Origin of the sequence: Bartonella sp. AP40SXNS, assembly GCF_042195825.1 — a bacterium.
Lineage (GTDB): Bacteria > Pseudomonadota > Alphaproteobacteria > Rhizobiales > Rhizobiaceae > Bartonella.
The window spans coordinates 1-13,725 of the sequence record NZ_JBHIPB010000019.1; the positions used below are offsets into that span (position 1 = coordinate 1).

The 13,725-nt window shown below is 35.2% G+C and carries 9 protein-coding genes and 3 pseudogenes; 8 read left to right on the top strand and 4 right to left on the bottom strand.

Going from position 1 to position 13,725, the window contains the following annotated elements:
- The 4 genes and pseudogenes from ACFILZ_RS08740 to ACFILZ_RS08755 all read right to left on the bottom strand — a co-directional run.
- A pseudogene (locus ACFILZ_RS08740) lies at positions 1–200 on the bottom strand (hypothetical protein); the annotation flags it as partial.
- Positions 201–284: 84 nt separating this feature from the next.
- A complete protein-coding gene (locus ACFILZ_RS08745; RefSeq protein ID WP_120100860.1) occupies positions 285–791 on the bottom strand; it encodes a hypothetical protein in 507 nt (168 codons plus the stop codon).
- A 349-nt stretch (positions 792–1,140) separates the two neighbouring features.
- Positions 1,141–1,593: a hypothetical protein gene (locus ACFILZ_RS08750; protein ID WP_375610908.1), complete on the bottom strand. Its 453-nt coding sequence runs from the start codon at positions 1,591–1,593 to the stop codon at positions 1,141–1,143.
- Complete coding sequence (locus ACFILZ_RS08755) at positions 1,580–1,744, bottom strand: hypothetical protein (RefSeq protein WP_375682369.1); 165 nt, start codon at positions 1,742–1,744, stop codon at positions 1,580–1,582. The genes ACFILZ_RS08750 and ACFILZ_RS08755 overlap by 14 nt, the downstream gene beginning before the upstream one ends.
- 166 nt (positions 1,745–1,910) lie before the next feature.
- On the opposite strand from ACFILZ_RS08755, the gene ACFILZ_RS08760 reads away from it, so the two are divergent.
- The 8 genes and pseudogenes from ACFILZ_RS08760 to ACFILZ_RS08795 all read left to right on the top strand — a co-directional run.
- A complete protein-coding gene (locus tag ACFILZ_RS08760) occupies positions 1,911–3,077 on the top strand; it encodes a tyrosine-type recombinase/integrase (RefSeq protein ID WP_375610907.1) in 1,167 nt (388 codons plus the stop codon).
- A 207-nt stretch (positions 3,078–3,284) separates the two neighbouring features.
- Positions 3,285–3,485: an AlpA family transcriptional regulator gene (locus ACFILZ_RS08765; RefSeq protein WP_011180791.1), complete on the top strand. Its 201-nt coding sequence runs from the start codon at positions 3,285–3,287 to the stop codon at positions 3,483–3,485.
- Positions 3,486–3,587: 102 nt separating this feature from the next.
- Positions 3,588–4,064: pseudogene (locus tag ACFILZ_RS08770) on the top strand (virulence-associated protein E); the annotation flags it as partial.
- A 309-nt stretch (positions 4,065–4,373) separates the two neighbouring features.
- Positions 4,374–4,766, top strand: coding sequence for a hypothetical protein (locus ACFILZ_RS08775; protein WP_375682366.1), 393 nt, complete (start codon positions 4,374–4,376; stop codon positions 4,764–4,766).
- A gap of 527 nt (positions 4,767–5,293) precedes the next feature.
- On the top strand, positions 5,294–5,482 hold the full coding sequence (locus tag ACFILZ_RS08780; protein WP_375682367.1) for a hypothetical protein: 189 nt from the start codon (positions 5,294–5,296) through the stop codon (positions 5,480–5,482).
- A gap of 583 nt (positions 5,483–6,065) precedes the next feature.
- Positions 6,066–11,054: a DEAD/DEAH box helicase gene (locus ACFILZ_RS08785; protein WP_375610904.1), complete on the top strand. Its 4,989-nt coding sequence runs from the start codon at positions 6,066–6,068 to the stop codon at positions 11,052–11,054.
- Positions 11,055–12,684: 1,630 nt separating this feature from the next.
- Positions 12,685–13,455, top strand: a complete 771-nt coding sequence (locus ACFILZ_RS08790; protein WP_375682368.1) for a hypothetical protein — start codon at positions 12,685–12,687, stop codon at positions 13,453–13,455.
- Positions 13,456–13,537: 82 nt separating this feature from the next.
- Positions 13,538–13,725 (top strand): annotated as a pseudogene (locus ACFILZ_RS08795) (hypothetical protein); the annotation flags it as partial.

The window sequence follows — 13,725 nt, forward strand, 5'->3', positions numbered from 1 at the left end:
GATTTTACAACACAAGCATTATCATAAACCCAGCAATTGCCATCATGAGAAAGGTTATCTTCCTTTTCAATAAAGCCGCCTAAATCACCAGCTTTAACATCACCAAAGTCTTTTAAAGCACGAATGCGGTATAAAGTAATCCCTTTAACGTGACTTTCATTTATAAGCTCATATTTTTTAGATACATTTTTAGTGGTCATAGGTAGCTCCCTAATCTAATATTCAAACAAATTTTTAAATGAAATGGTTATAAGGAGGCGCCCCCGCCGCGCCCGCGCCGTTATTTAAGCTGTTTTCCTATGGGGACGACACATAACAAAGCAAATTTCACCATAAGGAGAAAGGCGTTCTGTATAAACATTATTCATTGTGTCACCACAAATATTCTTAGTAACAATAGCCATGCCACATGCATTGGCATTTTCATAAACATGCACTTTACTTACAATTTTTGCACTATCGAAAACATGGGCATTATCATACACATGGGCATTGGCAAAAACCTTTGCTGAATCGTAGACGCGAGCATTACCATATACAAAACCACCAACACCTGCATTGCCATAAACCTGCGCATTTTCGTAAACACGACCAGGGCTCACAACAATGGCCTGATCACCAACCCAACAATTACCATCATGAGAAAGATTTTCTTCAGATTCAATATAGCCACCAAGTTGACCAGCTTTAACATCACCAAAATCTCTTAACGCCTTAATGCGATAAAGTTTTTTACCTTCGCGAAGAATTGTTTGATTGGTGAGTTGATATTTTTTGACAGAATTTTGCATAATAATTACCTCGTATTTTAACATTTTGATTGACAACCCTATAAGGGCGCCGGGCGCTCAAAACACGGATACGAGACCGTCGTTACACTTTCCCCTATGAAGGGTATTGTATAGTATAACCACACCCGGCAAAATTGTTATATGCCAATAACAGCACAAAAGAAAGCCAGTATATTTTAAAAACATGGGAAGAGGTCGTTTCGTAACCTATCCGCTCGTATTACAGTGTTTTGAGCACTTGCCAACCTTAATAAACGAGCTTTTCTTTAATGTCAATACGTATTTTTTATTTTTTTCACTTTTTTTCATTTTGATACCTAGCTAATTGAATACCAAGTGATTTTAAATTTTACTTTTGGTTTTTAGTATAAAAATGTAGTGCGTAAATGGACATGTTTATTAAACTGCGTGTATGCAACATGAGAAAGAATGAATAAACTAAAAAAAAGTACCAAAAAACGATATCTAAATACCAAAATACAGTATAACTATTTGGAAAAATTAAAACGACAAGTGCTAAACTTATTAGCTTTAAAAGTCGGTGCATATACTGTTGTAAATCACGTGTTAATATCTTCCAACCTGTTGTATCATCATCTTTATATTTTGGATTGTTCTGCAACTCAAAAGGAATATGAGAATTGCATAAAATTACAAAAATATTTGTTATTATTATCAAACCAAAAGATGCAAATATCAAAATACCTTGGATAAAATAGGGATTTTTTTTAATTTCTAAAAAGCATAAAAATATAAAAATTATAATACCAAACAAGGCTCTTAGCTGCTTATCTGTAAACATATTTATTTCCTGCGGTTTTTGATAATTTTTTGATCTCTTTATTGATCTCATCTATGAGAGGTTCGTAATTGAGAACGCTTTTCGGAATACCGCCCCCATAAATCCACGCTTTCACTTGAGCCTTGGTACTGTAATCAACATTACAAGGCATTGATTTATAATAATAATTCACTGTTCTGTATGTTGAATGAGAGTCTCGAATATCGTAAGAGTCTCTCATTTCAAAGCTGTTTATCTTGAATCAATCAAAACCACTCATTTGCACATAACAAGTGGGATGAGTGTATGGATCAAATTTGTATAAGAAAGGAATAAAAATGGCTCTTATGAACCGTCTTAATGCAAGATCTGTCGCAACATTGGGGGCTGGCAAATATAATGATGGTGCCGGCTTGTTACTTCATAAGCGTAAAGATGGAGGTGCTCAATGGATTTACCGTTTTACCATTCATGGGCGACGCCGTGAAATGGGCTTGGGTGCTTTAAGAGATGTTTCTTTAAAACAAGCCCGTGAATTGGCAAATCAATGGCGCTCTGTTTTACGTGAAGGGCGTGATCCTATTAAAGAACGTGAGAAACAAAAGCGTGAGGCAATAAGCAATCTTCATTATTTAAAAGATATTGCCTTGGATACTTTTGAAACTCGTAAAGCTGAATTAAAAGGGGATGGGAAAGATGGACATTGGTTTTCGCCTTTACAACTTCATATTCTCCCTAAATTAGGTTGTCTTCCTGTGTCAGAGATTACACAAACAGAAATACGTAATACACTTGCCCCTATCTGGCATACAAAAGCTGGAGCTGCTCGGACAGCATTGATACGTCTCAAACTTTGTCTCAAACATGCTGCTGCATTAGGTTTGGATGTTGATTTACAAGCAACAGAAAAAGCACGCGCTCTTTTAGGAAAACAACGCCATAAAGTCAAAAATTTACCTGCAATGGATTGGAAAGATATACCAGCTTTTTATCAAACACTTTGCGAAGCATCAACCCTAACACAACTGGCTTTGCGTTTGCTTATCCTTACAGGGGTTCGCTCTAACCCTTTACGTCATATTCATAAAGATCAAGTTGAAGGTGATATCTGGACAATCCCTGCTGAAAATATGAAAGGAAAGCGTGATACTACAAAAGAGTTTCGTGTGCCCTTATCATCTGAAGCATTAGACATTTTAAAACAAGCGCGCTCACTTTCTCGCAATGATTTCTTCTTTTCTGCAACCGGTCGCGGTCCCCTTGCTACGAAGTGTATGGCTCAATACATGAGAGACAATAAACTTGAAGCCTGCCCCCATGGATTTCGCTCTAGTTTACGCGATTGGCTCGCTGAAACAACCGATGCCCCCTATGAGGTTGCTGAAACAATTCTAAGTCATACAGTCGGAGGACAAGTAGAGCGCTCCTATCGTCGCACTGACTATCTAGAACAGCGCCGTGTTTATATGGATAAATGGGCGGCTTATGTCACGGGTCAATCTTAAGATATGGAGTGCATAACCCCATTATCTGTGGATAACTTTCTCTCTCTTCTCTCTCATTCTTTCTCAATAAGAGTCATAAATTATCACATTAGAAATTGTATGATAAAATATTGTTTTCTATAAATAAAACATCTTTCCAAATGAACCAAAATGTGGTTAATAAATAGTTATGATTTGTTACCATTTTTTGATAGAAAGGATTTTAGTATGACAGAAAATGATATTCTTTTGACAGACCGTGAAAGTGCAAAATTGCTTCATATGAGTGTCTCAACATTCCGCCGTCATGTAACCAATGGCTCTCTCCCAAAACCTTTAAAATTTGGTTTTTTGTCCCGTTGGTTACAATCGGATCTTATCAATGTCATCGAGCAAGCAAAACAGCAACGTCAAAGTGACGCGGCATAAAAAAAAACCTTGTCACGTAAGGACGGACAAGGCTTTCTCAAACTCATCACCCTAGAGATAGCACAATCCGTCCTATGACACAACGTTATAGGATTTAAAATGATGTGTTCTTTTAAGAATGCGCAGGGTATTACACGTGCCTTGCGTGGGGTTTGGCATGGGCGTTATGGAACAGCCCGTTGCCCTGCTCATGATGATAGGCTGCCTAGTTTATCTATTTCTAATGGACATGATGGGCGTCTTTTACTCTATTGTTATGCTGGTTGCTCTTTTAGAGAGATCATACAAGCGCTTATTAGAATTGGATTGCTTGGAAAACAAGCTTATGATCATACGCTTTTTTTCTCAAAACAGTTTTGTGCTGATCTCAAACAAGCAAAAAGGAAAGCAGAGAGAGAAAAAGTAATTTGGCAACAAAGCAAACCAATCAAAAATACTTTAGCAGAAATCTATTTACGCATGCGTGGGATCACGTGTGACTTATCTCCTTATTTACGCTTTTACGACAAATGTCCACACCCCTCTGGGGTTACACTGCCCGCGTTGATTGCTCTTGTTAAAGGGACTGGTTCTTATGCATTTGAATTTTCCCCATAACAAAGCGCGTCTCACCATTGCAATGGATGGGGATGATGCGGGTCGTAAAACAGTTTCACCCTAGCAAAGCGTGCCTATAATAATGCCCCTTTAAATAAAGAAAAACGGCATTTTTGAACTACATAACATCATAATTAAACACAATACAAATAAATAAGGATAAAATAGTATATAATTTTGTCACATATTACCAATACAAAATCGCATATTATATCATTGTTCTAATAAGATAGATAATACCATTAAATATAATACATATTGATACAATAAAAAGAATCATTCATAAAATGCGTGAATAATCTAAATAATAAGAAAAAAATGACTCCTCTAGTAATATTGATAGCTGTAATACTTTGTTTGCTATATGCTTATTGGCGTTATTATGAATTTAAAAAGTGGGCGTTTTTTCCATCTTTGTTAATAGTTGTAGGCTCTACTACAATATTCTTTCTTTTAGCAGTAGATTATCCTGTGGAAGAGGCTTGCAAACCAATTCACATAGGACATGATCATAATTCAACTCTTCATTGCATTATTAGTGATATATATGAAGATCTTAGTTATATTTTAAGAGAAGGACATGGTGTTGAAATAGTAATTTTTTGTTTAGTGTTTTCAATTATATCTCTATGTGATCAAATTAAAGAACGAAATATTGGTCGTGATAAAGAAAACGACAGCTAAAATGCAGCAATGATTATAATGGTCCATGGCAATAATTTTCTTAAAGTATGTAATTACACGTTTTTACAAAAAATGGTCGTACTTAATTTAACTACCTTTTAATTGTGTTAAAAACTATTCGGTCATAAATTATTAAATCTATTTATCTTTTGCCTTCAAAAATGTTGCTATCTATACTTTTATATAGTTTATCTATGATTATTAGTAATGGGATTCGTATAGCTTCAAAATAGCACGGTGATTGGAAAATTGTTCCAATCTCTGTAATAGCTCATTATTAGAAAGCATTTAGCTATGAAACACCAGCTATTTTTCTCTCTATAGCTTTCAAAAGTATGGTATCAAAAATGAAGCAACTAGAAAAAAGAAACCTACAAAATATTCAAGAATAAAAACAATAAATAAGCCATTGCTATTTTCTCTAAATCTTTTGAAATTAAAAGGACAGTGATAAGCTTTTTTCTAAAGAAACGCCTATTGGCAATGATATCATAGTAGAAAAACTTAAGAGTTTGCTTAATAGAAATTTGCATGAACTTTTTTATTGGTTATTAGATATCTTTACTTTACGCGATATTCATCAAAGAAGTTGGACTTCTTTAAAAGATAATCAAACCGTTAAGCAAGCTTTGGAGCTTTTATGCCGTTGTAACTATATTCGTGAAATCTCTGGAGACAAGAGCTCACAAGGCGGTCGACCGACCCATACGCTATGAATGGAATCCTTTAGTAAAGGGGCATAAGACACCCCAATAGGGCATTTACACTTTTATTCATAGAGTGAACCTTCAAAGAACGCCTTATCTATGAGTTTTGAGGATTTTGAGGGTTCCTTTTACCCCCCGTTATATATTTTTTTAAAATAGAAAAATAAAAGTTATTATATTTCAATACATTAGCATTTTAGAGATACAATCTATATTAAAACACAACCTATAAATACAACCCATGATATATTTTTGAAGGTATTTTGAGGGTGTGAGAAACCTTCAAAACCTATAAGAAAAATTCGTAATAAAACCTATCAAAATACTCATTCTGATATTTTAAAGCACATATCTAACTTGCTTTGATTAATCCGTGAAATGAATAGCAAATTTTACTATTCTGCTGATCTTACGCTGTGTCATGGACTGTTGATAAGCAGCCTTTATGAAATTTATTTGAAAAAATATCGGCTTTTTTAGCAGTTTTTTCCCATTTTTATCGTTATTTGCTTTAAATGCATTTTATTTAATTCGTTTTGATTCTTTTGATGGTTATTGATCATATCATAAGGCAAGGGATTTTTATTACAATATGCTGCAATCTGTTAACTCTGATAATAAACACGTCACTTTACGCTCTCTGTTGGAATATTATCGTCAACAAGCTAAATCACTTCGTGAATTAGGAACATGGTTTGAAAACCTTGTCATGGCTTATTTGACAAAAGACCCTCTTCATTATGGACGCTACGAAAAAGTTCAAACCTATTATGAATGGGCGCAAGAGCATGAAGGTTGGAATAAAAATGATATCGGCATTGATCTGGTGGCAAAGCTTCGTCATCAAGAGGGATATGTGGCTATTCAATGTAAGTTTTATAAAGCTGACCATCAGATCAGTAAAAAGGATATTGATAGCTTTATCGCAGCCTCTGGGAAAGACATCTTTAAATATCGTCTTCTCGTCGATACCACGGAAGTGGAATTAAGTTACAATGTCAATGCCATGATCAAAGGACAAGCGATACCCGTTTATCGCATTGACCTTCGTCATATGGAAAACAGTCGTATAGACTGGCAAATATTTGCAACTAAAAAAGAAATTGTTCTGAAATCAACAAAAGAGCCTCGTCCCCATCAAGAAGAAGCCATCAAGAAAGTCTGTGAAGGTTTACAAGAAGCAGACCGTGGCAAGCTGATTATGGCATGTGGAACGGGGAAGACTTTCACAAGCCTTAAGATAGCAGAACACATAGCAGGAAAAGGCAAGCGTGTGTTGTTTCTGGTGCCTTCTCTGGCTTTAGTCTCGCAAACAATCCGTGAATGGACAGCCGATGCACAAGTCCCGTTGCGTTCCTTTGCCGTGTGTTCGGATACAAAAGTAGGCAAGCGTCGTAAAAACCAAGATGATATTGTTGGCATGGCAACATCAGATCTTGTTCTCCCTGCTACCACAGATGCAAAAGCCCTTGCTAAAGAAGCTTGTGAATCCCTAGCAGATGCAATGACCGTGGTCTTTTCAACTTATCATTCAATTCAAGTGATTTCGGATGCCCAAAAAGACCATGGTTTACCCGAATTTGATCTGATCATTTGTGATGAAGCCCATAGAACAACTGGTGTTGTGTTGGGAACAGAAAAGCATGAATCTGAATTTATCAAGGTTCATGACAATAGCATTATTTGGGGAAAAAAACGTCTGTATATGACAGCAACGCCTAAAATCTTTAGTGACACTGCTAAAAGGCGTACTGATGAGATTAATGCTGTTTTGGCATCTATGGATGATGAAACCCTTTTTGGTAAACAACTCCATCATTATACCTTCGCGGAAGCTGTCGATAATGAACTGTTAACCCCTTACAAGATTGTGGTCTTGGGAATTGATGAAACCTATATCACACCAGCCATACAAGAGATTATTGCCAATGAAAACCGTGAAATTGATTTAGATGATGCGGCAAAAATTATTGGCTGTTATAGAGCACTGACTAAAATAGATAAGCAAGCCACTGTTGATGATGATGATACAGAGCCCATGCATAGTGCTTTAGCTTTTTGCAAAGATATCAACACCTCTCAATATATCACAAAGCTCTTCAATAAAATTATCAAATCTCATACCGATGATTTCCTTCAAACCGTTCTCTTTCTAAACTGCGAAGTAAGACATATTGACGGGACGCAAAGTGTCAAAAAACGCAATGAAGAATTGGATTGGCTTAAAGAAGATGCGGGGCAAAATGTTTGTCGGATTTTAAGCAATGTTCGGTGTCTGTCTGAAGGGATTGATGTCCCTGCTCTTGATGCCATCATGTTTTTACACCCGCGCAATAGCCAAGTCGATGTGATACAGGCGGTAGGGCGTGTGATGCGTCGTGCTCCAAATAAGAAAACGGGCTATATCATTTTACCCATTATCATTCCTTCACGCTTAGAAGCCAAAAAGGCTTTAAAAAACAATAAGAGATACCGTGTTGTTTGGCAAGTTTTGCATGCTTTACATTCTCATGATGAGAGACTTGCACGAACGATTAATCAGATGTCGTTAGGACAAGATAGCAGCCATACGATTGAAATTATAGAGATTAAACGAGCCGATGAATTAAAAGAACTCACCACAACGGTTGATGAGATCTCGATACCATCAAAAGCAGAAAGTTCTGGACGTGTCATTGGAACAACAGAAAGCAAATCTCAATCGGTATCTGGAGGACAAGGAGACTTATTCCCCCGTTCTGAATTTTTTGATTTTGTCAAAGCCATTTTTCTGGATAGTTTTAAAATCACGGATTATTGGGAAAATTGGGCGGGTAATGTTGCTGAGATTGCTCAAAACCATATTACGCATCTTCAAAACCTGCTTGCTGATGAAAGCAGTGAAGCCTTTCATGCTTTTGATGCCTTTCATAAGGAATTAAAGAACAACTTAAACAGTGAAATCAAACAAAAGGAAGCGATTGAGATGCTTGCACAGCATCTTGTTACGCGTCCCGTGTTTAAAGCCTTGTTTTATGGCAATGAATTTGTACGAAACAATGCCATTTCACAAGCCATGGAAAAAATCTTAGCTGAATTGGATAAAACCAATATCGAAGAGAAAACGAAAGATCTTGATAAATTTTACAAAAGTGTCACGTTTTGTACAGCAGGTATTACAGAAACGCATGCAAAACAGAATCTTATTATCAAGCTTTATGAAAGTTTTTTTGCCAAGGCATTTAAGAAAACCACGGATAGGCTTGGAATTGTTTATACGCCCGTTAAGGTTGTTGATTTTATCATTCATTCTGTTGATGATGTGTTGCGGAATGAATTTGGCAAAAGCTTGGGGTCACGTGGTGTCTCTATTCTTGACCCTTTCACTGGAACGGGAACCTTTATCACACGGCTTTTACAATCAGATCTCATCAGACCAGAGGATATGGAATACAAGTTCCGTCATGATATCCATGCCAATGAGATTGTCTTACTCGCTTATTACATAGCAGCGATTAACATTGAAACGACGTATCATAGTCTTATGAAAGGTGAATATATTCCCTTTAAGCATATTGGTTTGGCTGATACGTTTCAGACGCTTAAAGAAAAAAACTTGATCGACGGTATACTCAAAGAAAACAGTGAATATTTGGAACATCAGAAAAATCTAAATATTAAAGTTATCTTTGGTAACCCCCCTTATTCAGTAGGACAAAAGAATGAAAACGATAATGCAAAAAACACCCCTTATCCTATCCTAGATAATCGTATTCGTGAAACCTACGCTGCTCAATCTAGAGTAACGAATACACGAGCGCTTTATGACAGTTATATTCGTGCTATACGCTGGGCAAGCGACCGTATTGATAATGCTGGGGTAATCGGCTTTGTTTCTGGCTCTGGTTATATAGAAAAATCGACAATGGACAGTTTACGAAAATCTTTAGCCAAAGAATTTACGAGTATTTATGTGCTTAATTTACGAGGGGATCTTCGCAAAAATATGTTAAGCAATGGAGTGGCTCAAGAAGGTGAAAATATTTTCGGCAATGGTAGTATGACCGGTATCGCTATAACGCTCTTTATCAAAAAGCCCAATGTGACTGAATCATGTAAAATTTACTATCACGACATTGGTAGTAATCTTACAACTAAAAGGAAACTTGAGATCCTTGACGAATTTTACAGTATTGATGGTATTACCCATGAACAAGGCTGGCAAATAATTACACCGGATGAACATGGCGATTGGATTAACCAACGTGATAACAGTTTTGAAACATTCTTAGCTATAGGTGATAAGAAAAATAATGATAAAAAATTATTTGCAATGTTTTCTCGTGGCATTATGACAAGCCGCGATGCATGGGCATATAACTCAAGCTGTGCGACAGTGGCAAAAAATATGAGTAATATGATTACCTTCTATAACAATGAAGTAGAACGCTTTAATGATACCTATCCACATAATGATAGCAAAACACGTACAAAGGTTCTCAATAGTTTTGTCAATTCAGATGAAAGTAAAATAAGTTGGAGTTATAATCTTAAAAAAGATTTAGTAAAAGGAAAGTTTTTCAACTTTAAGGAAAATTGTCTTACCAAAAGTTTATATCGTCCTTTTACACGACAGTGGGTGTATAGTGATTCTGCTCTCAACTGCGATGGTGCTTATCAGACGCGTATATTCCCGATAGGAGAAGCAGCAGAGAATAAAATAATACAAGTTTCTTCTATGGGAGCACGAAGTGGCTTTTCTGTATTGATGATTAAGAATTTGCCTGACGTATGTGTAATTGATAACAGTCAATGCTTTCCAAGATATATCTACGAAAATGTTATATTTTCAAAAGAGAGAAATAAAAGTGAGAGACAATCCTATTTATTTACAAACTCTATAGAGGAAAACAAAACAGCTGGTTTACAGAGACGTGATGCTATTACTGATGAAGGTCTAGACCATTTTAAAGCCGCTTATCCTAATGAAACTATCACTAAAGATGATCTATTCTATTATGTTTATGGGATTTTCCATTCAAAAGATTATCGTACACGTTATGCACATAATTTATGCAAAGAATTGCCTCGTATCCCTTGTGTAAAGAGTGCTGATGATTTTTGGAAGTTTGTAACAGCAGGGCGTGAACTAGGTCATTTGCACGTAAACTATGAAACTGTAGAGCCGTATCCAGTGACCTTTAAAAAGGGTAATCCAAAACTAACAGAAATCTCTAATCCCGAAAAATTCTATTATGTAACTGAAATGAAATTCGCAAAAGCAGCTAAAGAGAAAGGAAAATCCGAAAAGGATAAATCAACTGTTATTTATAATAGCAATATCATTATGACAGATATCCCTCTTGAAGCTTATGAGTATATCGTCAATGGCAAGCCTGCTCTTGAATGGGTTATGGGGCGTCAATGTGTCAAGACTGATAAAAAGAGTGGCATTGTTAATGATGCCAATCGCTATGCTGTTGAAACCGTTGGCAACCCTGCCTACCCTCTAGAGTTATTTCAAAAGGTTATTACCGTAAGTTTAGAAACAATGAAAATCGTAAAAAAACTACCAAAATTAGAAATTAAAGAAACTGAATAACTTATAAAGCATGCTCACATAATGGGTATGATAAACGCATAAGGGGTATAAGGTCTTATACCTATAAGGTTCCTATACCCCTTTATACTCTATACCCCCTTTATACATTGCTTACATACAATCTTTAAAAGGATAATTTATCATGCGTTATTCTAAAAAGAAGAAACTTGCACTTTTAGATACTCTTATTTGGATTGCTTTAAGACTTTTAAGAAACCCACTCTTAAATAGAATTAGATTTTTTTACATTGCCTTTAAGAGGTTATACCGTAATCTAAAATGATAGCTTTATTGTTATCAAAAGCTTTGTTTAAACAGAATTATGTATATTCATTTTTTTATATTACTTATAGGTTTTGAAGGTTTCTCAAACCCTCAAAATACCTTCAAAACCCCTTTTTATATATATTACAGATTGTATTTACGTGTTGTGTGTAATATGGGTTGTTTATTTAAAACATTAACATATTGAAATATAATAACTTTTATTTTTTGATTGAAAAATAATATATAAAGGGGCGTAAAAGGAACCCTCAAAATACTCAAAATCTTCAAAACTCATAACCATAATGGTCTTGATAGTACTTCTTATGCGTTACAAACTATCTTTTGAAAAGGCTTTAAAGGGTCATACGCTTTTCATAAGACACGTTTTAATGACTCACTAAAATGATCACTTTTGTCAGTTCAATTTACTGACACATAACTGACAGGTTTTAATCAATTCACATCACTGGTTATCTTTCAAGATTGTACTCTTGATATGGGTTATGTTTTAAAGATATTAAACTATTGAAATATAATGTTTTTAATTTTTACTCATAAAAAAATAATAGAGGGTCTTAAAAGGAACTGACAACACTGACACGGTCTATTAAAAGAGATTTTGCTCATCTCTATAATTATCAGTTTCTATTGAGATGTTTTCATAACAGTCTATAAATCGTAATTATCCTATTTATCGTTTCTCTTATGAACATGAAAAATGATGCCATGGCTATAAAGAACATAACAGCTATAGAGAATGCAAAAATGCAAATGAAAGCATTTGTTTATAAAGACAGTCCCTATAAAGGCTGTTAAGTCTAAAATGTATTATTAAAAGAAATTAACAGAAATCTTAAAATTTATTTAGCAACAAAATTGATAGGTTATAAAGTTTAAAATACGCATTATGAGAGCATTTCTAAATATTATAAATGTATAGATTCAGAAAATAACGCAATCGTTTAATAAAACCTATAATATAGCTTTAAAAGAACATAAATATAAAAGAAACAATTAATAAGCATAAGATATTATCAATACACAACGTATTTAAAAAATAAAAAAAATATCAAAAAAGATAAAATATTATTTGACAATAAATACGTATTTTGCTATATAAATAATCAAGTGATCAAAACACTTAATAACTAGCGGGTAAACCACGATAAGGTTTCTCCCATTTCTTTAAAATATCGACTGTCTTTTGTGCTGTGATTAGCATATAATGGTTTTGTCGGGTGTAGCTACACCATAAAATACCTTTATGGGAAAAGTGTAGCAACGGACTAGTTACCGTGTTTTGAGCGCCCGGCGCCCTTATAGGGTGTCAATTTCAAAACTCTAAATAACTAGGTTTAATAAAATGAATTATATATCAAAAAACACCCCCGTTATCTCTAATATTTCAAATGAAACCACGTCTGTTAATCAACAAGAGCCTGCAAAAAAATACGAATTTATTGATGATTGTGAATATATCGATGGTCATTTCTTAACTCGAATTAGAGCCTTAAGAGATTTTGATGATGTCAAAAAAGGTGACCTCGGTGGCTATATTGAAAGTGAAGATAATCTCTCTCATGAAGGTAATTGCTGGGTGTATAATAAAGCTCGGGTCTTTCAAAATGCACGCGTCTTTGGAAATGCTAAAGTAAAAAGCTTTTTTGTTGATGTCTATGGTAATGCTCAAATTTATGGGAATGCTATTTTTGAAGGTATGACATTAAAGGACAATGCAAAACTGTCTGGTAATGCGCATGCTAGCAACGCCGTTGTAATTGAAGGCAATGCACAAATTTATGATAACGCCCGTGTCACTGATCATGCTCATATTTCCGATAATGCTGTCATTTGTGATGATGCTCATGTCGGAGGCAATGCAAAAATAAGTGGCTCTGCTTACATTTGTGATGAATCACGTGTTTTTGATGATGCCGTTATTTGTGATGCTCTTATCTCTGGTTCTTCATATATTCATAGCAATGCCTCTTTAACAGCTAATGAAGATATCTGTGATGATGCATATCCTGAGTTTGGTAGCGAAGATGATTATTATCGTCATGAGTATTATGCTGATTTTGAAGGGTATTATGACGATGATGATAACAGCGAATATGAAAGTGATGCTGCGTAAATGACACGCGCTGGCGCGGCGGGGGCGCCCTCCTTTAAACATCTCATTTAAAAATTTAAATCTCTATAAAGGAATTGTGCTCATGCAAAAGAAGTTTGCACTCACAAATGAAACGCGTGTAATTAATAATCATACCCTTTATCGCATTAAAGCATTAAAAGACTTTGCTGATGTTAAAGCAGGTACTTTAGGGGGCTTTATTGAAAAGGAAGATAACCTTTCTCATGATGGCAATTGCTGGGTTTATGATAATGCTTGTGTTGTAAAATC